The sequence below is a fragment of the Arthrobacter sp. TJ-254 genome (genome assembly GCF_058269175.1).
On the sequence record NZ_JBZCNF010000005.1, the window covers coordinates 401,623 to 423,693 of the forward strand.

Consider the following 22,071-nt stretch of genomic DNA (forward strand, 5'->3'; position numbering starts at 1 on the left):
CGGCGAGGGTCGTTCCGATTGGAGCCGGATCCTGGCGCCTGTGTCATTCAATGTCCTTTTGGTAAACGTGCTCAGTACGTTGTGTCTTCATAGTCCCCAAGGTTTTCAAGGCCGGGCAGGTGGGGCGAAAGCCGCGGCAGCTCGGCGACGCTGCCAAGTCCCAATCTTTCCAGAAAATAGGGGGTCGTCCCATACAGGACCGCCCCGGTTTCCGGATCCGTTTCCACCTCGGCCACCAGCTCGCGTTGAACCAGCGTGCGGACCACTGAATCGACATTCACCCCGCGGATTGCGGACACCCTGGAACGGGATACGGGCTGGCGGTACGCAATCACCGCCAGTGTTTCAAGTGCGGCCGAGGAAAGCCGGGCCGTCTGGCCTTCCAGAACAAATTCTGCGACAACCGGAGCGAACCAGTTTCGGGAGAAAATACGCCATCCGCCGGCAACATTGCGTAGTTCAAAACCTCGGGGTTGCCGATCGTCGATGCTCTGCGGGCCTTGACCAGTATAGCCGTCGTACTCGCGCTGGAGTTCCACCAGCAGCCGGTGCACCGTTTCCGGCGGCACCGAGAGCACTGCGGCGAGCTCGTTTTCAGCAACGGGCTTTTCGACCACCATCAGGATCGCCTCGAGGGCGCCGCGGAGCCCGCCAGGCAGGTCGGCGGCCTGGTAGCCCTCCCCGTCCTGCGGAGTGTCGGGCCCGCCCGGGTCTGGAGAGGCGTGCGGGGTGGGGTCAGTCATCCGGGCCTCCTGCCCCTGTCATGCTGAATTCCGCGTCTGCGTCGGCTGCCGCGAAGGGCAGGTCCTCGGCCGGCGCAGCGGCACCGGTGTCCCCTGCATCAGAGTCGAGGCCGTCGTAGTCAGCGCGGATGTTCTCCGCCGACCACCGGGTGTCGCCCGCGGACCAGCGCACCCGGAGTTCGCCGAGCGGCGCCGCCTGCTCGAACGAGATCACCGCGTCACGGAACATCTCGAGCAGGGCAAGGAACCGCACCACGACAACGAGGGTCGAGGATGCGTCGTCAGTGAGTTCGCGGAAGGACAGCGAGACGGACTCCCGCAGCCGGGCTTCGATGAGGGCGGCCTGCTCCTTCACGCTCACGGCCGTACCGTGAAGGTGTCCGATCCCCACCCCCGTTGTGGCAGGCTCGCGGGGCTGGAGGGCTTTCGCCGCGATGGCCGTGAATTCGGCAACGGAGGTGCGCCAGATGAGTTCCGGGAGCATCGCGGCGAACTGGGGTTCCAGCGGGGCGGAGCGGGGGTACCGTTGTGCCTCTTCCTCGAGGCGGGCGCCGAGCTGGTGCGAGATCTCCTTGAATGCCTTGTATTGGAGCAGCCGGGCGAACAGCAGGTCCCGGGCTTCGAGAAGGGCGACGTCTTCAGCGTCCTCCACGTCGCCCGACGGCAGCAGGCGGGCGGCCTTGAGGTCAAGGAGGGTCGCTGCGACGACGAGGAACTCGCTCGCCTCATCGAGCGCCCACCGGCCCCGCTCCGCCTGGAGTCGGCGGATGTGCGAGATGAATTCGTCGGTGACTTCGGCGAGGGCGATTTCCGTGATGTCCAGTTCCCGCTTGGAGATCAGTCCAAGAAGGAGGTCGAAAGGTCCCGAGAAATTGGCCAGGTGCAGCTCAAAGACCGCCTTCGCGGGAGGCACCGCCGGTCCCGCCGCGTCGAGGACCTGCGGGCCGGGCACCGCCGGGAATGAAGGAGACATTCCGTCAGCTGCGCGATCCATGCTTCGGCATCCTTAGGGCGCGCCGCCCCTGGCGATCAGTTCCTTGGCCAGGCGGCGGTAGGCATCGGCCCCCGCATGGTTGCCTGCGTAGGTGGTGATCGGCTCGGCCGCGACCGTCGCGTCGGCGAACTTGATGGTGCGCTTGATGACCGTTTCGAACACCTTCTCGCCGAACGCCTCGACGAGCCGGGCGATCACCTCGCGGCTGTGCAGGGTGCGGGCGTCGTACATCGTGGCGAGCACGCCGTCCACCTGCAGCCGCGGGTTGAGCCGGTCCTGGACCTTCTCGATGGTTTCGACGAGGAGCGCCACGGCGCGCAGGGCGAAGAACTCGCAGATCAGCGGAATGATTACGCCGTGCGCGGCGGTGAGGGCGTTGACCGTGAGCAGCCCGAGGGAGGGCTGGCAGTCGATGAGGATCACGTCATAGTCGTCGGAAACCTTGCGCAGGGCACGGTCGAGAACCTGCTCGCGGGCCACCTCGTTGACCAGTTGGACTTCCGCGGCGGAGAGGTCGATATTGGCGGGCAGCAGGTCCACGTTGTCGAAGGCCGTGGTGTGGATGGCTTCCCGGATATCGACCTTGCGGTCCATGAGCACGTTGTAGACGGTGACATCAAGCTCGTGGGGGTTGGTGCCGAGCCCTGCGGAGAGCGCGCCCTGCGGATCGAAGTCAACGAGCAGCACCCGCCGGCCCGCCTCGGCGAGGGCCGCACCAAGATTGATTGTGGACGTGGTCTTACCCACCCCGCCCTTTTGGTTGACCATCGCAATGATTCGGGCCGGGCCGTGGGAGCCGAGTACGGGAGGCTCGGGGAACTCCGTCACAGGCCGCCCGGTTGGCCCAATTTCAGCTTCGGCTGCGTTCTGCAGAGTTGTGGAACCCTGTTCGCTACTCACGTATCTCTCCACGCTTCCGTTTGTATCTTTGAAGGTTGTTCGATGCTCTTCCCCGTCTCAACGTTACAGTGGGGCCCGGCATGGTCCATGGAGGCAGGCTGGGCACATGCCGCGAGCCTTGACGTTCAACCTGAGGTCGAACCCTGCTCCCGGGTGTGGATCCCGGCAGAGGATCCGGTTGCTGCAGCCACCCGCGCACGGCAAAGGGCCCACCCCCGAACGGGGCGGGCCCTCACGTTTGGCCGGACTTTTGACCGGATGGTTGGCCCGAACTACCGCCCGACGCGCACGGCGGGATCGCCCTCGGTGGCCTGCGCCGTCACGGCTTCGACGCCGTCTTCGACGTCGTCGTCCTCGAAGTGGCCGTGGCCGGCGTTCATTGTCGCCTCATCGAACGGCAGGTGCTTGTCGAGCACCTCGTCGACCCGGGCCCGGTCGATTTCGCGCGTCCAGGTGCCGATCAGCACTGTTGCAACGGCGTTGCCGGTGAAGTTGGTCAGCGCCCGCGCCTCCGACATGAACCGGTCGATGCCCACGATCAGTCCAACGCCCTCGACAAGGTCGGGCCGGTGGGACTGGAGGCCGCCGGCCAGCGTGGCAAGGCCCGCTCCGGTGACGCCTGCAGCACCCTTGGAGGCGATGATCATGAAGACCAGCAGAGAGATCTGCTCGCCGATTGCAAGGGGCTTGCCGAGGGCCTCGGCGACAAACAGCGCCGCCATGGTGAGGTAGATCGCCGTGCCGTCCAGGTTGAAGGAGTAGCCGGTCGGGACGGTGACGCCGACCACCGGCTTGGAGATGCCAAGGTGTTCCATCTTGGCGATGAGGCGGGGAAGGGCTGCCTCCGATGACGAGGTGGAGAAGATCAGCAGGTACTCCCGTCCGAGGTACCTCATGAGCTTGAAGATGTTGACGCCCGTGGCGAGCTTCAGCAGGCCGCCGAGAATGACGACGATGAACAGGATGCAGGTGATGTAGAAGGCAATCATCAGGGTGAACATGCTGATGATCGCCTGGACGCCGGTCTCGCCGACCACAGCCGCGATGGCGCCAAAGGCACCGATCGGGGCAAGCCACATGATCATGATCAGGATGCGGAACACGAGCGCCTGGATGTGTCCGATGCCGCGCAGCACCGGCTTGCCGGCACGGCCCATCTTCTGCAGCGCGAACCCGACCAGCAGTGCCACGAAGAGGGTCTGCAGGATGCTTTCACCGGTCAGTGATGCAAGGAGCGTGGGGGGAATGATGCCCAGAAGGAAGCCGACGGTTCCCTCCGACTCCTCGCCTCCGGCCGGCGGTTCGTAGGTGCTGTTGGAAATGTCGAGGCCCTCACCGGGGTCGATCAGGTTGCCCACCACAAGGCCGATGGCAAGGGCGAAGGTTGACATCAGCAGGAAGTAGCCGAGGGCGAGGCCTCCGACCTTGCCGACGGTGGCGGCCTTGGCGATCGAACCGATGCCGAGCACGATCGTGCAGAAAATGATGGGGGCGATCATCATCTTGATCAGGGCAATGAAGCCCGTGCCAAGGGGTTTGAGGCTCTGTGCGAACTCGGGTGCCGCGAGGCCGAGGATCGCGCCAAGGATCACCGCGGCGATCACCGCGATGTAGAGGAAATGGGTCTTGTCGACCGTCTTGCGGGGTGCTGCCTGCTCGTCGCTTGATCGGGGTGGCGCCATAGCCATGATCTGCTCCTGGGTCGGGTCCGGCACAGGGGGCACCCGGTGGTCCCTCAACATCGATGGGACCGAAAGCCGGGCGGCCGGGCGGCCGGGCGTGCAATTCTGACTGCTCCATCGTCAGCCCGGTCGTGACCGGCGTCACCATTCCGGTCATAATGGTCGTGGCAGCGAAGCTAGACTGGACGGATGCCCGAAAGGACCCTGGTCACTGCGTGAAACGATGGAGTCTCGCCCGGCAGTTCTTCGTAGGCCAACTGGTCTTCGTCCTTGCGCTGACCGCCTGCCTGTCCCTGATCCTTTACGTTGACGCGGAACGGAACACCTACGAGGCCTCGGGGCAGCGGATGCTCGCCGTTGCCACGACCCTCGCAAACGATCCCGCCGTGCTCGAAGCCGTAACGGAGGCAGACCCCGAGCGAACCCTCCAGCCGTACGCCGCCTCGGTAATGGACGAACTGCGCATTGACTTCATCACGATCATGGGGCGGGACCGCACCCGTTACACGCACCGCAACCCGGAGCAGATCGGCAAGGCCTACATCGGATCGGTGAACGAGGCACTGGCCGGGCGCACGCACATCGAAACATTCACCGGAACCCTCGGTCCGTCGGTACGGGCGATCGCACCGGTCCAGGACGCCAGCGGTGCGGTGGTCGCCATGGTCGCCGCGGGCATGACGGTGGACAGGGTCGCGGTGGCGCGGAACGCCCAGCTGCCCCTTGTGTTCCTCATCGCCCTCGGATCGCTGGTGTTCGGAACCCTCGCCTCCTGGGGCCTGAGCCGGCGGCTTCGCAAGGCCACCCTTGGCCTTGGGACCGAGGCGCTGTCGAGGATGTTCGTCTTCTACGACTCCGTGCTCCACTCGGTGCGCGAGGGGCTCCTGCTGACCGACCCGGGCGGTCACCTCGTGCTCTACAACGACGAGGCCGCCCGCCTGCTCCACCTTCCGCACCGGGCTCCTTCGCAGCCGGTGCGGGCGGCCGACCTCGCCCTCTCCGCATCGCTGCGCGAACTGCTCGGAAGCGGGCGCCAGGCAATCGACGAAGTGCACGTGACCGAAAGCAGGGTACTTGTCGTGAACCAGGAACCGGCGCTTCCTCCCCGCAGCGGGAACGCTCAAGCCGCGCGCTCCCTCGGCACCGTCACCACGCTACGGGACCACACAGACATCGAAGCGCTGACGGGTGAACTCCAGACGATGCGCACCCTCACCGACGCCCTGCGGGCGCAGACCCATGAGCACGCCAACCGGCTTCACACAATCGTGTCCCTCATCGAACTGGATCGGCGCGCCGAGGCACTCGAGTTCGCGACGCGGGACCTGCAACAGTCCCAGCAGCTCACCGACAAGGTGGTGGGAGCGGTGGACGAGCCTTTCCTTGCCGCGCTCCTGGTCGGCAAGGCCGCCCAGGCGAACGAGCGCGGCATCGAACTGGACATCGCGGTGGAGGACGGCGTGGATTTCACCGGTGTCGATCCAGGAGACCTCATCACCATCATCGGCAATCTCCTCGACAATGCCCTTGATGCCGCGGCGGCCTCGGAGCGGCGCAGGGTGTCACTCGCGCTCGAAGGCACGGCCGGCGGCAATCCCGGGGCGCGCATCGTGGTCCGTGACAGCGGCCGGGGAGTCTCCGAGACCGACCGGAGCCGGATCTTCGAACTGGGCTTCAGCACCAAGGATCCGGGTGTGAACGGGCGGGGAATCGGGCTGGCCCTGGTGCGCCAGGCGGTGCTGCGCCGACACGGAACACTCGACGTCGTCAACGACGGCGGGGCGCGCTTCGACGTCTTCCTGCCCGCCTCGGGCCGCGTTGACGCTGCCGAACCGAAGGAGGCGCTGCCGTGATGCCCGCCATCCGCGTGCTCGTTGTTGAAGACGACCCCATCGCCGCCGACGCCCACGCCGAATACATCCGGCGGCTTGAGGGGTTTGACCTTGCTGGCGTTGCGCGGTCCGGGGCGGAGGCAATGGCCCTCCTCTCCCCCGGTGCCGCGGGCGCCCGGACAGGGACCGGGCCGGACGCGGCCCTGCGCGAAGGGATCGACCTGATCCTGCTCGACATGAACCTCCCCGACGCCCATGGCCTGGATCTGCTGCGGCGGGTGCGCGGGTTGGGTCTTCCCACCGACGTGATCGCAATAACCGCGGTGCGCGACCTGCAGGTCGTGAAATCGGCAATCTCCTCGGGGATCGTCCAATACCTCATCAAGCCGTTCACCTTCTCGGCGTTCAGCGACAAGCTCACGGCCTACCGCGGCTTCCGGCAGAACCTCACCGACCAGGCCGCATCCACCACGCAGGCGGAGGTCGACTCGGCCTATGCGGCCCTGCGCCCGCCGCAGTCCCCCAACCTTCCCAAGGGTCTTTCGGAAGGGACCCTGCAGGCGGTGAGTGCCCTGCTGAAGTCACTCCAGGCGCCCATTTCTTCAACCGAGGTCGCCGAACGCCTCGCGCTGTCCCGGGTGACGGCGCGGCGCTACCTGGAGTTCCTCGCGGAACACCGGTCGGTCGAGCGCACGCCGCGGTACGGGACCCGCGGGCGGCCCGAGCACGAGTACAGTTGGGCACGCTGAACCGAAGTCTGTATACACGTAGGCCAACCGTTCGCCCATGGATGGGGCTAGACTGACGATATGGGCCCTCAATGTATACACGCGGGTCGAAGTGGAGCTCCACTACCGGACGATCGGGAGGCGCGGCATGCGGGCAAGCGACAGGGCTTACGCATCGCTGCGCCAGGACATCCTCGAGGGCCGCCTGACTCCAGGAACAGTCCTCGCCGAGGTGGACCAGGCCGAGCGCCTTGGCATCTCGCGCACCCCCCTGCGCGAAGCGTTGGCGCGGCTGACGGCCGAGGGGCTTACCGCCCCGCACCAGGGCCGCGGCGTCGTTGTCACCGGTGTTCCGGTGGAACGGCTCACCGAGCTGTTCGATGTACGGCTCCCCCTCGAATGCGCTGCCGCCCGGCTCGCCGCCCAGCGCGGGGATCCTTCGGTCTTCGCGGCTCTCGCTGACAGCTTCGACAGCGCCGATTCACTGATCGACGCCGGAGGCGACGCCCAGCGCGCCTACTACGAGCTGGTGGCCCGGCTTGACGCGGCGGTCGACGACGCCGTGGGCAATGACTACCTGCTCGCCGCGCAGCGCCAGCTTCGAACACACCTCGTCCGTGTCCGTCGCCTTGCCCGCGACAACGCCGCCCGGCTCCGCGCCTCGGCAGCCGAACACGCACAGATTGCCCGGGCGGTAAGCCTGGGGAACGCCGACCTCGCCTCCGCGGCAACCGCCGTGCACCTCCACAACAGCCTCCACCACATGCTGGCCACAACGGCCCACAGCACAACCGAACCCCGAGAGGAACTCCGCAATGGTTGAGTACCACAAAGTCCGAGTCCATCGCAGCGAGGAAAACCTGCCGGCGCGCGAGCAGCTCGCGTGGCGTATCGCCGAGGTGGCAACCGATCCGGTCGAGGTGGAGCCGGAAGTCTCGGAAATGATCGTCAACCGCATCATCGACAATGCCTCGGTCGCGCTCGCATCCCTCCTCCGGGCTCCAGTCGTCGCCGCCCGCGCCCAGGCCGGAAGCCACCCGGCATCCCGCAACGGCAACGGCGCTGCGGTGTTCGGCATCGACGCGCCAGCCTCCCCGGAATGGGCCGCCTGGGCCAATGGGGTGGCCGTGCGTGAACTCGACTATCACGACACGTTCCTGGCCGCCGACTACTCCCACCCCGGCGACAACATCCCGCCGCTCCTCGCCGTCGCCCAGCACACCGGCGCCTCCGGGCACGACCTCCTGCGCGCGATCGCCACCGGGTACGAAATCCAGGTCGACCTCGTCAAGGCCATCAGCCTTCACCGGCACAAGATCGACCACGTTGCCCATCTTGGACCTTCCGCGGCGGCGGGGCTCGGCACCCTGCTGCACCTTGACGCCGAAACGATCTTCCACGCCGTCGGGCAGGCCCTGCACACCACCACCGCCACCCGGCAGTCGCGCAAGGGCGAGATCTCGACCTGGAAAGCCTACGCGCCGGCCTTCGCTGGCAAGATGGCGATCGAGGCGGTGGACCGGGCAATGCGCGGGCAGACTTCACCGGCCCCGATCTACGAAGGTGAAGACGGCGTCATAGCGTGGCTCCTCGACGGGCCGGAAGCCCGCTACGAGATTCCCCTGCCGGCCGCTGGAGAGCCCAAACGGGCCATCCTCGATACCTACACCAAGGAACACTCGGCGGAGTACCAGGCCCAGGCCCTGATCGACCTCGCCCGCCGGCTGCACCACTCCCACCCCGAAACCACGGATCCCCGGAGCGTCAGCAGGATCCTGATCTCCACCTCGCACCACACCCACAACGTGATCGGATCGGGCGCGAACGACCCGCAGAAGTATGATCCCCGCGCCTCGCGCGAAACCCTCGACCACTCGATCCCCTACATTTTCGCCGTCGCGCTGCAGGACGGCTCCTGGCACCACGAGGCTTCCTACGCTCCGCAGCGCGCCTCCCGCCCCGACACCGTCGACCTGTGGCGGAAGGTCGAGACGACGGAAGACCCCGAATGGACCCGGCGCTACCACTCGCTCGACATCCGCGAGAAGGCTTTCGGGGGCCGGGTCGACATCACGCTCGCCGACGGCCGGGTGGTCAGCGACGAGATCGCCGTGGCCGACGCCCACCCGCTCGGTGCCCGGCCCTTCGGCCGAGAGCAGTACGTGGCGAAGCTGCGCACCCTTGCGGCAGGGGTGGTCGAGGACTCCGAGCTCGACCGGTTCCTCGGTGCCGTCCAGCGGCTTGAGGAGCTTCCCGCCGGCTCCCTTGGCGACCTGAACCTCCGCGCCCGCGGCGGCCTGATCGAGGGCGTTCCGGCTCCCCTGGGTCTCTTCTAGGAAAGGCAGATCCATGCTCTACGCAACAACGACTCCGGCCGAGAAGCGCGAAGCGTTCCGCGAGGCCCTGGCCTCGGGAAGGCTCCTGCAGCTGCCGGGCGCCTTTAACCCGCTTTCGGCACGCCTCATCGAAGACAAGGGGTTCGACGGCGTGTACATCTCCGGTGCGGTGCTCGCCAACGACCTCGGGCTTCCCGACATCGGGCTGACCACCCTGACCGAGGTGGCGCAGCGGGCGGGCCAGATCGCGCGCATGACGGACCTCCCCGCGATCGTCGACGCCGACACCGGCTTCGGCGAGCCGATGAACGTGGCACGCACCGTCCAGGAGCTTGAGAACGCAGGCCTGGCCGGATGCCACATCGAGGATCAGTTCAACCCGAAGCGCTGCGGCCACCTCGACGGCAAGAACGTCGTCGACCTCGACACCGCGGCGAAACGGATCCGCGCCGCCGCCGACGCCCGGCGCGACCCGAACTTCCTCATCATGGCGCGCACCGATATCCGCGGGACCGACTCGCTCGAAGCCGCCAAGGAACGCGCGCAGGCGCTTGTGGAGGCGGGCGCCGACGCCATCTTCCCCGAAGCGATGCGCGACCTCGCCGAGTTCCGTGCCATCCGGGACGCCGTCGACGTGCCGATCCTCGCCAACATGACCGAGTTCGGCAAGAGCGAGCTGTTCACCACGACGCAGCTCGAGGACGCCGGGGTGAACATCGTTATCTACCCTGTCACCCTGCTGCGCAGCGCCATGGGCGCCGCCGAGCGTACCCTTGACTCAATCCGGGCCCACGGCACCCAGCAGCACGCCGTGCCCGAGATGCAGACCCGTGCCCGCCTTTATGAACTGGTGGACTACGAGGGGTACAACCGCTTTGATTCATCTGTGTTCAATTTCCACGTGCCCGACGGCCGATAGCCGCAGGTTCCGCCGCTCTGTCCTCCACGAAGGAGTCCGCATTGACAGAAGTACAGATTTCCAAGGGCCTTGCAGGAGTAACGGTCGACTACACCGCCGTCTCCAAGGTCAATCCCGAATCCAATTCGCTCCTGTACCGGGGGTATCCGGTTCAGGAGCTGGCGGCGAAGTGCTCCTTCGAGGAGGTCGCCTACCTCCTGTGGCACGGTGAGCTGCCGGACGCCGCCCAGCTGTCGCAGTTCACGGCCGTCGAACGCGGCAGCCGCGCGCTGAGCGACACCGTTCGGGCCGTGATCGACCTCCTGCCGGTCACCGCGCATCCAATGGACGTGGGCCGGACGGCGGTCTCCGCCATCGGCGCCGGGCATCCCCGTGCCGCCGACAACTCGCGGGAGGCGAACCTCGAGAAGGCGGCGGATCTCTTTGCCGCCTTCCCCGCCGTCGTCGCCTACGACCAGCGCCGCAGGCGTGGCCAGGAGCTGGTCGAGCCCCGGGAGGATCTCGGATACGCGGCGAACTTCCTGTGGATGACCTTCGGCGAGGAAGCCCCTCCCGAGGTCGTCAGCGCATTCAACGTTTCGATGGTGCTGTACGCCGAGCACTCTTTCAACGCCTCCACGTTCGCCGCGCGGGTCATCACCTCCACCCTCTCGGACCTCCACTCGGCTGTCACGGGCGCGATCGGCGCCCTCAAGGGTCCCCTGCACGGCGGAGCGAACGAGGCCGTGATGCACACGTTCGAGGAGATCGGCATCCGCGAGGACGAATCCGAGGCGGACGCCGCGGCCCGCGCCAAGGCGTGGATGGAGGACGCGCTCGCCCAGAAGAAGAAGGTGATGGGCTTCGGCCACCGCGTGTACAAGAACGGCGATTCGCGGGTTCCCACGATGAAGGCCGCGCTCGATTCAATGATCGCCTACTACGGCCGCGATGAGATTCTCGGGCTCTACTCCGGGCTTGAAAAGGCAATGCAGGAGGCCAAGAACATCAAGCCGAACCTCGACTACCCGGCCGGGCCCACTTACCACCTCATGGGGTTCGACACCGAGATGTTCACGCCCCTTTTCATCGCCGCCCGGATCACGGGGTGGACGGCGCACATCATGGAGCAGCTCGAATCGAATTCGCTGATCCGGCCGCTGAGCGCCTACAACGGACCCGAGGAACGCCACGTGCCCTGAGGCCGCGTTTCCGGCGCAAGCGCCGGCTCGACAACCGCCGCGGCCACGCCCTCACTGCCGCCATCGAGCGTGATGGCGGCAGTGAACGGGGACCTCGCCAGCACCCGGGGAAGCCAGTGGGCGGCGTCGTCCCACATCCCTGTCCAGGGCAGGGCGTCTTCGGGGAACCACTCCGGGTCCACCTCGTCGCTTGGTGCGGCCGCGCCGGAGAAGGTATCGGCCGTGAAGACGGTTGCGCGCATGTTCCACTCCGGGTTCGAGGGGAAGTCCCAGCTGACCTCGCCCAGCAGGGTGAGGCTGCTCTCCTCCACGAGGATCCCCGATTCCTCCATCACTTCCCGGGCCGCTGCCTGGGCCGGGCTCTCGCCGGGCTCGAGCTTGCCGCCGAGGGCGACGATCCGCCCCGTGCCGAAGCCGCGCTTCTTGAGCCCGAGGAGCACTTCGGCCCGCCCCGAGGAGGTCCGGAACAGGAAGCACAGGGCCACCGGGCGGAAGAACCGGGCGGGGGCAGCGGGCGTGCGCCCGTCAGCCAAGGGCGCGGGGATGGGCCGCGGCATAGACTTCGCGCAGCGTATCGGCTGTCACGAGCGTGTAGACCTGGGTTGTTGTCACCGACGCATGGCCGAGCAGTTCCTGAACAACGCGCACGTCGGCTCCGCCCTCAAGGAGATGGGTGGCGAAGGAGTGCCTCAGCGTGTGGGGCGAGACGTCGCGGGTGACCGACGCCCGCTCGGCGGCGGTCTTCAGGATCGTCCAAGCGCTCTGCCGGCTCAGCCGTCCGCCGCGCCGGTTGAGGAACAGCGCGGGGTTGCCGCGGCCGTTTCCCGCAAGCGACGGCCTTCCCCGCACCAGGTAGGAGTCGACAGCCTTGGCGGCGTAGGAGCCCAGCGGGACGAGGCGCTCCTTCGAGCCCTTTCCGAAAAGGCGTACGACGGCGGGCCCGCTGAGCGCCTCGTCGACGGACACGTCGTCGACGTCGAGCCCGACGGCCTCGCTGATGCGGGCGCCGGTGGAGTAGAGGAACTCGAGCAGGGCCCGGTCGCGCTGTCCGGCCGGCGTCGAGGTGTCGACAGCTTCGAGGATGCGCACAACCTCGTCGACGGAGATGGCCTTGGGCAGGCGCTGCCCGGCCAGCGGAGGATGGACGTCGCGGGCCGGGTCAGCCGCGCTCATCCCCTCCAGGGCCCAGAAACGGTGGAGCCCGCGGACGGCGACGATGGTCCGGGCGGCCGAGCGCGGGCTCAGCGGAGCCCTCCCATCGGCCCCCGTTGAGACGGCCTGGGCAAAAGCCGTTACGTCCGAACGGGCGATCCGCCCGACCTCAACGACACCACGTGCGATCAGGAAGCGGTGGTACCGGAGGAGGTCCCGGCGGTAGGCGGCGAGCGTGTTTGCTGAAAGGCCCCGCTCCACCGCGATGTGCTGCAGGTACTCGCTGATCATCCGGCCGGGCGCTGTGGCCAGCAGCTCATCCCCCGCGGTCTTCTCCGCTGATGCCGGCACGCTCAGTCCCGCAGGACGGCGCCGCCGGGCCAGGTGCCGTGCTGGCTCGGGTGTTCGGGCCAGGGCGCGGAGGGCGGGCGGAGCCGCGCATAGCCGTCCGCCCGTGCGGCGTGGGCGGCGAGAACGGCCGCAGCGGCCGACGGGCTGTGCACCCGGCCTTCAAGCACCGCTGCCACGGCGTCGTCGAGGTTGACCCACAGCAGCTCGATCTCGGCTTCCTCGTGCAGGCGGGTGTGAAGTTCGGCTTCGGGGACCTCGCCGATGTCGCGGGCAAGGTAGATCCTCAGCGCCTCGCTTGAGGATCCCGGAGAGAGGAACAGATCGATGAGTACGTTCCAGCGCGCCGCGGTGAGGTCCGCCTCCTCGGCGAGCTCACGGGCTGCCGCGGCCAAGAAATCCTCCCCCGGCTCATCGAGCAGGCCGGCGGGGATCTCCCACAGGAGCATCCGCGCAGGGTGGCGGTACTGCCGGATGAACAGGACCTGGTCGTGTTCGTTCATTGCCAGCACGGCGACGGCGCCCGGGTGGTCGATGTACTCGCGCGTGATCTGGTCGGCGTCGGCGCTCAGGCTGAACGTGTCGCTGACGACGTCCCAGATGTACCCGGGATAGACCACTCGTGAGCTGTGGAGCCTGCGCGGGCTCTTTTCATCGGCGAAGCCGTTTTCCCCGGGCGCCTCGGCCATGACTAGGCCTTGGCTCCGCGGCGGTCGAGCGCCGCCTTCACCAGGCCGGCGAACAGCGGGTGCGGGCGGGTGGGACGCGAGCTCAGCTCCGGGTGCGCCTGCGTCGAAACGTAGTACGGGTGGACGTCGCGGGGAAGTTCGGCGAACTCCACGAGCCGTCCGTCCGGGGAGGTACCTGAGAACACCAGGCCGGCCTCGGCGATCTGGTCGCGGTATTCGTTGTTCACCTCGTAGCGGTGGCGGTGGCGCTCGTTGACGGTCGTCTTGCCGTAGGTGGCAGCGACAACCGAGTCCTCGTCGAGGCGCGCCTCCCACAGGCCGAGGCGCATGGTGCCGCCCATGTCGCCCTCGCCTGCGACGATCTCAAGCTGCTCGGCCATTGTGGCGATGACCGGGTACTTGGTGTCCGGCTCGAACTCGCTTGACGACGCGTTCTCCAAGCCCACCACGTTCCGGGCGTATTCGATCACCATGCACTGGAGGCCCAGGCAGAGGCCCAGGGTGGGAATCTTGTTTTCGCGGGCGAAGAGCAGCGCGCCGAGTTTCCCTTCGAGGCCGCGGATGCCGAAGCCTCCGGGCACGCAGATCGCGTCGACGCCGGCGAGGGCTTTCGCGGCGCCCTCCGGGGTGTCGCACTCGTCGGAGGGCACCCAGCGGATGTTGACCTTTGCCTTATTGGCGAACCCGCCTGCGCGGAGCGCCTCGGTGACCGAGAGGTAGGCGTCGGGCAGGTCGATGTACTTGCCGACCAGCGCCACTTCCACGTGGTGCTTGGGGTTGTGGACGGCGTCGAGGAGCTTGTTCCACTTGGTCCAGTTGACGTCCTTGAACTTCAGGTCGAGCGACTGCACGATGTACGCATCGAGGCCCTGATGGTGCAGCGTCTTGGGGATGTCGTAGATGCTCGGAGCATCGGCGGCGTTCACGACGGCGTCGATGTCGACGTCGCACATGCGTCCGATCTTTTCGCGCATGGCCAGCGGCACTTCCCGGTCGGACCGGATGACAATCGCGTCGGGCTGGATGCCGATCGAGCGCAGCATTGCCACGGAGTGCTGGGTCGGTTTGGTCTTGAGTTCCTGGGACGGGCCGATGTACGGCACGAGCGACACGTGGAGGAAGAAGACGTTGTTGCGACCGATGTCCTGGCGCACCTGCCGTGCGGATTCGAGGAAGGGCTGGGACTCGATGTCGCCAACGGTTCCACCGATTTCGGTGATGATCACATCCGGAACCCGCTTCGAGGCGACGGGCTCCGCGGGAAGACGCATGCGGCGCTTGATCTCGTCGGTGATGTGCGGGATGACCTGGACGGTGTCGCCGAGGTACTCGCCGCGGCGCTCCTTGGCGATGACGCTTGAATAGACCTGCCCGGTCGTCACGTTCGCCGAGCCGTCGAGATTCTCGTCGAGGAAGCGCTCGTAGTGTCCGATGTCGAGGTCGGTTTCGGCGCCGTCCTCGGTAACGAAGACCTCGCCGTGCTGGAAAGGATTCATTGTGCCGGGATCGACATTGAGGTAGGGATCAAGCTTCTGCATGGTGACCGAGAGTCCCCGCGCCCTGAGCAGGTGACCGAGGCTTGAAGCCGTCAGTCCCTTGCCGAGGGAGGAGGCCACGCCACCAGTCACGAAGATGTGCTTGGTCGTCTTTGCGGACTTAAGGAACCGGGAATTTGTTTGCTGCACCACGGAGTTCGAGCCTATCACTTGGTAGCGGTCCGCGCCGCATCCGCGAGCAGCTCTTCAGCATGCGCCCGGGCGGACGCGGAGTCCTCCTGCCCAGCGAGCATGCGGGCGAGCTCGCGGACACGTTCGGCTTCTGGTAGCACAAGGACGTCGCTCGCGGTGAAGCCGCTCGCGTCGTCCCCTTCAATGGTCCCCGTAACGTTCTTCTGGACGCGTATATGACGCGCCGCGAAGGCGGCGACCTGGGGCAGGTGGGTCACGACGATGACCTGGACGTGCTCGGCGAGCATGGCAAGGCGCCGGCCGATTTCCACGGCCGCCTTCCCGCCCACTCCCGCATCGACCTCGTCGAAGATGAAGGTGGGAACCGGATCGACGGCGGCAAGCACCACCTCGATGGCGAGCATGACGCGGGAGAGTTCGCCGCCCGAGGCTCCCTTGCCGAGCGGCCGCGGGGCGGAACCGGGGTGGGGCTGGAGGAGGAACGTGATGTCATCGCCCCCATGCGCGCTCAGTGACTCAGAAGGGGTCACGTCGATCCGCAGGCGCGCATCGGGCATGGCCAGGGCGCTGAGCTCGTCGCTGACCCGCCCGGCGAGCTCCTGTGCCGCTTCGCGGCGCAGTTCGGAAACCGTTGCCGCCGCGGCATGGACTGCTTCGTCGAGCTGCTGGATTTCCGTTTCGAGTTCGTCGAGGCGGGTTGAATCGCCCGCCAGTTCGTCGAGGCGGCGGGCGCTCTCCTCGCGCCAGGCGAGCACCTCGTCGATGCTCGGGGCGTATTTGCGCACGAGGACCGCGAGTTCGGCGCGGCGCGACTCGACCTCGGCCAGCCGGCCGGGGCCTTCCCCCTCCAGGGCTGCGCCGTAACCGGCGAGTTCGGCCGAGATGTCGGCGAGCAGGTAGCCGACTTCGGCGAGCCGTTCCGCCAGGGTTTCAAGGGCAGGATCGTGCTCGGCGACCGCTTCCAACTGGCGCTTGGCTTCGTCAACGAGGGAGACAGCGTCGGCTGCGGCGCCGAAATCCTCCGAAACGATCGCAGCGTGCGCCTGAAGCGCTGCGGTGCGCAGCTCTTCGACGTTCCCGAGCCGCATCGAGTCGGCCTTGAGTGCGGCGTCCTCCCCCGGCTGCGGGTCGACCTCGTCGATTTCCGTGAGGGCCGCCTCGAGCGTTTCGGCTTCCCTCACCCGTTCCCGGGCCTCGCTCTGCAGGCGGCTGCGTTCGGCGACGGCGTCACGCCAAGCCCTAAAGGTGCGTTCGTAGGCGCTCAGTTCCGCTGCAAGCTTCGCGCCGCCGAACTTGTCGAGCGCTCCGCGCTGGGCGGCGGCGCTCCGAAGGCGCAGCTGGTCCGACTGCCCATGGACCACAACGAGGTTCTCTCCCAGTTCGGCAAGCACGCCGACCGGAGCGGCCCTGCCGCCCACGTAGGCGCGGCTGCGGCCCTCGCTCGTGACGGTGCGGGCGAGGATGAGTTCGGCGGCGCCGTCGTACTCCTCAAGGTCGGCGCCGGCCTCGGCCGCCCGCACCGCTGCGGGACTGGACGGGGCAAGCCGGACGCGTGCCTCCGCGGAGGCGGATTTCGCTCCGAGGCGCACCGCCCCGGCGTCGGACCTCGCCCCGAGGAGAAGGCCGAGGGCGGTGATGACCATTGTTTTTCCGGCGCCCGTCTCACCCGTGACGACGGTCAGGCCGGGCCCGAGGGTCAGTGTCGCCTCGGTGATGACGCCGAGGTCCCGGATCCGCATCTCCTCGATCATCGTGCAACACCGCCGGGATGGGTGACCGGTCCGCGCCAGCCCGTGATGGGCAGCTCGAACTTGCGTACAAGCCGTTCCGAGAAAGGCGTCTGGTGGGTGCGGGCCAGCCGCACCGGCCGGTCGGAGCGCTGCACCTCCACCCTCGATCCCGGCGGAAGGTCAACGCTGCGCCGCCCGTCGCACCACAGGACACCCCATGCGTCGGTGCGTGTCAGCACCTCGACGGCGAGCACCGACGTCGGCGCAACAACGAGCGGCTTGGCGAACAGGGCATGCGCACTGATCGGTGCCATGAGCAGGGCTTCGACTTCGGGCCAGACTACCGGTCCGCCGGCGGAGAAGGCGTACGCGGTGGAGCCGGTGGGCGTCGCAAGGACCACGCCGTCACAACCGAAGGAGCTCACGGGCCGCCCGTCGACCTCCATCACCACCTCGATCATGCGTTCGCGGTTGGCTTTCTCGATGGCAGCCTCGTTCAGCGCCCATCCGGTGGCGACAAGGGAGTCCCCGGCCCACACGGCGACTTCGATGGTCATCCGCTCCTCGACGGTGTAATCCCTCTCGGCCACCCACCGCACCGCCTCGTCGAGATCGGCCCTTTCGCTTTCGGCGAGGAAACCTACATGCCCGAGGTTCACGCCCAGCAGCGGCACTTCGGCCTCACGCACAAGCTCGGCTCCGCGCAGGATGGTTCCATCCCCGCCCAGGACCATGACGAGCTCGACCTGGTTGAGGAAGACATCGCGTTCGAGGATCTCGGTGGGTGCGGTGAGCTCCCCGTATTCGGCGCGGATATCGGCCAGCTCCTCGGGGCGCATCACCGGGGTCAGTCCCAGTGCATGCAGCCGGGTGCAGGCCTGCTGGGCGGCCGCCATTGCGTCGTGCCGGCCGGTATGCGCCAGCACCAGGATTCGTCTAGTCATTCAACTCCGTCATATTCGTATGGCCGGATCTCCGGCAAACACGGCGCTCGATTCAAGCACGGAGCCCGCCAGGTGATTCGAGTCCTCTTCGATCCTAGGCACCAACGGCGTCTCGGGCACCCTTATCCACACGAAGTACTCAAGATTTCCGTCCTGGCCCGGCAGTTGGCTCAGGGCGAGCCCGCGGACCTCGAGCCCGAAGGCGAAGGCCGCAGCGACAACACCATGAACGCCCCGACGCCGGTGTGCCGCCGATTTCACAACGCCCTGGCCGTTGAGCCCGGCGCGGCCCACCTCGAACTGGGGCTTGATCATCAGCACCATGTCGCCACCGGGGAGTGTCGCCTTGGCGAGCGGCAGCATCACCAGCCGCAGGGAGATGAAGGACAGGTCCGCCACGGTCAGGTCAACGCGCCCGCCGATGTCCCCGGCGTTAAGGTAGCGGACGTTGACACCCTCGAAGACCTGCACGCGGGGATCGTTCCGAAGCGACTCGACGAGCTGGCCGTGCCCGACGTCGACGGCGGCAACCTCACGGGCACCTGCGCGCAGCAGGACGTCGGTGAAACCTCCGGTTGAAGCCCCGGCGTCGAGGCAGCGCCTCTCGGCGACGACCACCGAGGGGAAGGCGGCAAGTGCGCCGTCGAGCTTGCTGCCCGCCCTGCTCACGAAGTTCTTTCCGTCGCCAACAACGGCCAGGTCCTGGTCCTCGGTGACGGACACCGAGGCCTTTGTGACAGTTTCGCCGTCGCGCAGCACCGAACCGGCAGCGATCAACTGGGCAGCGTGCGACCTCGACCGCGCCAGTCCCCTGGCCACAAGCTCCTGGTCAACCCTTGCCATGGCGGTTCATGCCTTGTCCAGCTCAGCCAGGAGCGCATCGTGGATCGCCGAGTACAACCCCGGATGCTCCTCCACGGGGGCGGCCGGGATCCCCGCAAGCCCTCCCAGCGCCCCATCGACCGCAGGATCACCGGACCCAGGCTCCGCACTGGGCCAGCGCGCCGCGTCCGGCGCCTGCGCCCCCTGGTCTGCGTGCTCTTCGTTCACTACCGTCGGCCTCCTGCGGCACAAGTTGTGGTTCCTCGAACATATCCCGGGCCGGGCCTAGGCGGTGAACCGGACCTCGGGATGCAGTGGGGTTTCGGTGTCGGGATGGGCGGCCCACCACGCCGCACAGGCCGCGCGCCAGGCATCGAGGCTTTCCTCTGCTCCCCTGACTACGACTGCGCCTGCCTCCACCCACGCGGAAGCCGACCCGCTTGAGTGAACGCCGGCCTCGGCGGTCAACGCTGGGTACTGCTCGTACATCGCCCTGAGATGAGGCAGGAGGTAGACGGGCCGCTCGGTCGACGCGGCGGCAAGGGCCGTCCGCACGGTATCGACTCCGGTGAGCACCAGGGCCGTGTCCATGCCTGCCCGGTTACCGCCAAGGATGTCCGTATCGAGCCGGTCCCCCACCACCAGCGGGGCGGAAGCTTCGACGTGCCGCGCCGCGGTGAGAAAGAGCTGCGCCTCGGGTTTACCTGCGACCTCCGGCTTCCGTCCGGTCGCCGCGGCCACCGCCGCCACGAGGGTGCCATTGCCGGGGGCAATCCCGCGGGCCTGCGGAATCGACAGATCGGTGTTCGTGGCAACCCACACCGCACCGGCGGTCACCGCGTATGCTGCCTCCGCCAGGTCCTTCCAGCCCAGGTCCGGGGAGAAGCCCTGGATGACTGCGTCCGGCTGGTCATCGGCCGAGGCGACAGGAACGAGCCCCACGCCGCGCACCGCGTCGGCGAGTGTGCTACTGCCGGTCACAAGGACCTTGGCTCCGTGGGGAACGAGTCCGGCGAGCAGTTCAGCCCCCGCCAGGGCCGAACCGAAAACCTGAGCGGGGGTCGCCGGAGCGCCGAGGCTGCGCAGGTGCTCGGCGACGTCGTCCGCGGACCGGGAGGCGTTGTTGGTGATGTAGGCAAGCTGCACCCCGGCATCTTCGAGCCCCTCGAGTGCCTCAACGGCACCCTCGATGGCGTGGGCGCCCGCATAAACAACGCCGTCGAGATCCGCGAGGACCGCGTCGTAGGCGTCGATCAGCCGATCACCCACCGACAGTGTCCTCGGCGGCGGCCTTCGCGGGGTCCTCGCCGGCGACCTTTACGGGGTCTCCAGCAGGTGCCGGCGTAGCGTCCGGGTCAGAGTCCGGCTGGGAGTCTGTGGGAGCCGCTGCGGATGCGTCGGTTGGCGCGTCAGCGGGGTCAGCGGGGTCAGCACCCGCGGATTCTGCCTCACCGGAGGTCTCCGCGGGCGTCAGCGCTTCGGCATGTGCCGCAGCTGATTTTGCGGATGGGTCTGGTTCTGCGGCCGCTGCGGCGCCGCTGCCCCCAGCCGGATTGGCGGGGGAACCGCTCTCCGGCGCGCCTGCCCGGCCCAAGACCTCGGCGACGCTGGGGACGGGGGCCGTGGGCTCCTCGTCATCACCGAGGAGGTCGAGGATGTCAGGTTCGGCTGAGTCATCGAGCCCCAAGGCACTTTCGGCGACCCGGGCCTGCTTCCGCCACCGCTCCGACTCACCCGTGCGGCCGGCTGAATCGAGCGCATCGGCGTAGGCGCGGAAGAGCCGCGGGCTGAAGGAGAACGCACGGTGGATGTCCAGCTGCGGGATCTCCAGTGCTGCCACGGCTGCATCGAATTGGCCAAGATCCGACCTGGCACCCGACAGGACCATGGCCAGTTCTGCCTTGCCTGCTGCATCGAGGCTCTGGGCCTCCTCTGAGCGGCCAAGGTCGAGGGCCCGGTCCGGGCGCCCGAGCCCACGTTCACAGTCCGCCATCACGGGCAGGTGAACGTTGGAGCCGCTGATCCGGCGGAAGGTTCGGAACTCCCGCAGTGCCTCTCCGTAATGGCCCGCGGCATACGCGGTAAGACCAACTGCCTCACGGACAGCTGCAAGCCGGCCGCCGCGCCTGCTTGCCGCGAGGGCGTGCTGGAATGCGAGCTCGGGATCGTCGTCGATCAACCGCCCGGCCATGACGAGGTGGCGGGCAACCCAAAGCGCGCTGCGCTCTTCAAGGTTACGGATCTGGGCGCGCGTGACGCGATCGAGCTCGTCGCCCTTCACATCCTCGTCAATTTCGGGGGACCGCTCGCGGTCGGGGCGGTTGGCGCTGCGCAGGTCGCGGGCATTGTGAGTCCGCGGCGATGCGGTGTGCTCGGCACCTGTGCCGTCACCGGAGCCGTATCCCGACCTCCGGTTCGTATCGGGGCGGCGCTCCGCGGGCCTGCCTGACCGGCGGTCCTCGCCGCCGCGGCGGTCATCGGACCGGCCGCCAGCTGCTGCGCCCCCGCGGCCGGCTCCGGCCGAGTAGGGACGATCTCCAGCACGCCCGGCAGCGGATCCGCCACGTGAGGCAGCACCCCTCAGTTGGGCGCCCCGGAAGTCGCCGCCGCTGCGACGGTCCCCCTCTCGGGGACCAGCACCACGCCGTTCGTCGGACCGTTCCCAGGATGGGCCGGTTCCACTGCGGTCCCCGGAGCGCGCGTCGCGGGAACCATCAGTGCCGAAGCGGGACCCGGATCCGCGATTCCCGCGGTCGGCTGCGCCTCCAGCAGCACTGTCGCGATTCCGCCCGGCGAAGCGGTTTACCGACCCCGCGGCCGATCCCGATGAGCTGCCCCGCAGCGGCTTGCCGCCGCGGATATCTCCGCGTTCCCCGCGGTCACCGCCATGTTCCTGGGATTCGCGGGCGGGGTCGCCCTCCGCAGCAGCCGGCCGGGAAGCTGCACCCTTGGAACCCCACGAGTGGCGCTGGCCTGCCTGGCGCTTGACGCCCCCGCTGGAATCCGAGACTCCCCCGTCAGCGGACGTATCGTCCTGGCTGCCCTCATGCTTGCGATCCTGTGCGGCCATGTTGGCGGGTTCCTCTCGTTTCCAACAACCGCGTGCCGCGGGTGCTGTCCTCTATTGTTCTATGGAAGATCCGTTTCACCGCAATCACCTGTCGGCCGCTGGGTGCTGGGTCCGCCGGTGCCGGTGGGTGGGTGGTGGGTGGTTAAGCAGGTGAAGCCCTGACGTTTCCGTCAGGGCTTCACTTGTAATGGTTGTCCGGCGGTGTCCTACTCTCCCACACTCTCTCGGGTGCAGTACCATCGGCGCTGTGGGTCTTAGCTTCCGGGTTCGGAATGGGACCGGGCGTTTCCCCCACGCTATGACCGCCGTAACC

Annotated in this window: 20 protein-coding genes and 1 rRNA gene; 6 read left to right on the forward strand and 15 right to left on the reverse strand. The window is 67.7% G+C overall.

The features are described 5' to 3' along the window. Positions 1 to 71: 71 nt before the first annotated feature. The 4 genes from scpB to AC4D14_RS16200 all read right to left on the reverse strand — a co-directional run bounded on the left by scpB (position 72) and on the right by AC4D14_RS16200 (position 4,319). A complete protein-coding gene (gene scpB / locus AC4D14_RS16185; protein ID WP_490903671.1) occupies positions 72 to 743 on the reverse strand; it encodes an SMC-Scp complex subunit ScpB in 672 nt (223 codons plus the stop codon). Continuing rightward, a complete protein-coding gene (locus AC4D14_RS16190; protein ID WP_490903672.1) occupies positions 736 to 1,737 on the reverse strand; it encodes a segregation and condensation protein A in 1,002 nt (333 codons plus the stop codon). Before AC4D14_RS16190 ends, scpB begins: the two co-directional genes overlap by 8 nt. 12 nt (positions 1,738 to 1,749) lie before the next feature. Next, positions 1,750 to 2,637, reverse strand: a complete 888-nt coding sequence (locus AC4D14_RS16195; RefSeq protein WP_490903673.1) for a ParA family protein — start codon at positions 2,635 to 2,637, stop codon at positions 1,750 to 1,752. A gap of 272 nt (positions 2,638 to 2,909) precedes the next feature. Next, a complete protein-coding gene (locus tag AC4D14_RS16200) occupies positions 2,910 to 4,319 on the reverse strand; it encodes a cation:dicarboxylate symporter family transporter (RefSeq protein ID WP_490903708.1) in 1,410 nt (469 codons plus the stop codon). Positions 4,320 to 4,534: 215 nt separating this feature from the next. On the opposite strand from AC4D14_RS16200, the gene AC4D14_RS16205 reads away from it, so the two are divergent. From AC4D14_RS16205 to AC4D14_RS16230, 6 genes are all read left to right on the forward strand, one after another. Further along, on the forward strand, positions 4,535 to 6,172 hold the full coding sequence (locus AC4D14_RS16205) for a sensor histidine kinase (RefSeq protein ID WP_490903674.1): 1,638 nt from the start codon (positions 4,535 to 4,537) through the stop codon (positions 6,170 to 6,172). Continuing rightward, a complete protein-coding gene (locus AC4D14_RS16210; RefSeq protein WP_490903709.1) occupies positions 6,172 to 6,900 on the forward strand; it encodes a response regulator in 729 nt (242 codons plus the stop codon). The genes AC4D14_RS16205 and AC4D14_RS16210 overlap by 1 nt, the downstream gene beginning before the upstream one ends. Positions 6,901 to 7,027: 127 nt before the next feature. Next, positions 7,028 to 7,702, forward strand: a complete 675-nt coding sequence (locus tag AC4D14_RS16215) for a GntR family transcriptional regulator (RefSeq protein WP_490903710.1) — start codon at positions 7,028 to 7,030, stop codon at positions 7,700 to 7,702. Further along, complete coding sequence (locus AC4D14_RS16220; protein WP_490903675.1) at positions 7,695 to 9,215, forward strand: MmgE/PrpD family protein; 1,521 nt, start codon at positions 7,695 to 7,697, stop codon at positions 9,213 to 9,215. The genes AC4D14_RS16215 and AC4D14_RS16220 overlap by 8 nt, the downstream gene beginning before the upstream one ends. Positions 9,216 to 9,228: 13 nt before the next feature. Then, entirely contained in the window at positions 9,229 to 10,134 is a 906-nt protein-coding gene (prpB, locus tag AC4D14_RS16225) for a methylisocitrate lyase (RefSeq protein WP_490903676.1), read from the forward strand. A 41-nt stretch (positions 10,135 to 10,175) separates the two neighbouring features. Further along, positions 10,176 to 11,315: a bifunctional 2-methylcitrate synthase/citrate synthase gene (locus AC4D14_RS16230; protein WP_490903677.1), complete on the forward strand. Its 1,140-nt coding sequence runs from the start codon at positions 10,176 to 10,178 to the stop codon at positions 11,313 to 11,315. Here the strand turns inward: AC4D14_RS16230 and AC4D14_RS16235 are convergent. The 11 genes from AC4D14_RS16235 to rrf all read right to left on the reverse strand — a co-directional run bounded on the left by AC4D14_RS16235 (position 11,282) and on the right by rrf (position 22,068). Further along, complete coding sequence (locus AC4D14_RS16235; RefSeq protein ID WP_490903678.1) at positions 11,282 to 11,872, reverse strand: 8-oxo-dGTP diphosphatase; 591 nt, start codon at positions 11,870 to 11,872, stop codon at positions 11,282 to 11,284. The genes AC4D14_RS16230 and AC4D14_RS16235 overlap by 34 nt on opposite strands. Further along, a complete protein-coding gene (gene xerD / locus AC4D14_RS16240; RefSeq protein WP_490903711.1) occupies positions 11,841 to 12,758 on the reverse strand; it encodes a site-specific tyrosine recombinase XerD in 918 nt (305 codons plus the stop codon). Before xerD ends, AC4D14_RS16235 begins: the two co-directional genes overlap by 32 nt. A gap of 62 nt (positions 12,759 to 12,820) precedes the next feature. Further along, positions 12,821 to 13,504, reverse strand: a complete 684-nt coding sequence (locus AC4D14_RS16245) for an NUDIX domain-containing protein (protein ID WP_490903679.1) — start codon at positions 13,502 to 13,504, stop codon at positions 12,821 to 12,823. A gap of 2 nt (positions 13,505 to 13,506) precedes the next feature. Continuing rightward, positions 13,507 to 15,210 (reverse strand): CTP synthase, encoded by a 1,704-nt coding sequence (gene pyrG / locus AC4D14_RS16250; RefSeq protein ID WP_490903680.1) that lies wholly within the window; start codon positions 15,208 to 15,210, stop codon positions 13,507 to 13,509. Further along, the gene (gene recN / locus AC4D14_RS16255; RefSeq protein ID WP_490903681.1) at positions 15,207 to 16,943 is read right to left on the reverse strand and encodes a DNA repair protein RecN; all 1,737 of its coding nucleotides are present in this window, start codon (positions 16,941 to 16,943) and stop codon (positions 15,207 to 15,209) included. The genes pyrG and recN overlap by 4 nt, the downstream gene beginning before the upstream one ends. Next, positions 16,940 to 17,866 (reverse strand): NAD kinase, encoded by a 927-nt coding sequence (locus AC4D14_RS16260; RefSeq protein WP_490903682.1) that lies wholly within the window; start codon positions 17,864 to 17,866, stop codon positions 16,940 to 16,942. The genes recN and AC4D14_RS16260 overlap by 4 nt, the downstream gene beginning before the upstream one ends. Positions 17,867 to 17,875: 9 nt before the next feature. Next, the gene (locus AC4D14_RS16265) at positions 17,876 to 18,709 is read right to left on the reverse strand and encodes a TlyA family RNA methyltransferase (protein WP_490903683.1); all 834 of its coding nucleotides are present in this window, start codon (positions 18,707 to 18,709) and stop codon (positions 17,876 to 17,878) included. Positions 18,710 to 18,715: 6 nt separating this feature from the next. Next, positions 18,716 to 18,916 carry a hypothetical protein gene (locus AC4D14_RS16270; RefSeq protein ID WP_490903684.1) on the reverse strand — a complete coding sequence of 67 codons (201 nt, stop codon included), beginning with the start codon at positions 18,914 to 18,916 and terminating at the stop codon, positions 18,716 to 18,718. 57 nt (positions 18,917 to 18,973) lie between these two features. Further along, on the reverse strand, positions 18,974 to 19,957 hold the full coding sequence (locus AC4D14_RS16275) for an HAD-IIA family hydrolase (protein ID WP_490903685.1): 984 nt from the start codon (positions 19,955 to 19,957) through the stop codon (positions 18,974 to 18,976). After that, complete coding sequence (locus AC4D14_RS16280; RefSeq protein ID WP_490903686.1) at positions 19,950 to 21,758, reverse strand: hypothetical protein; 1,809 nt, start codon at positions 21,756 to 21,758, stop codon at positions 19,950 to 19,952. The genes AC4D14_RS16275 and AC4D14_RS16280 overlap by 8 nt, the downstream gene beginning before the upstream one ends. Before the next feature lie 193 nt (positions 21,759 to 21,951). Next, positions 21,952 to 22,068: ribosomal RNA gene (gene rrf / locus AC4D14_RS16285) — 5S ribosomal RNA — on the reverse strand. Between the last annotated feature and the right edge of the window lie 3 nt (positions 22,069 to 22,071).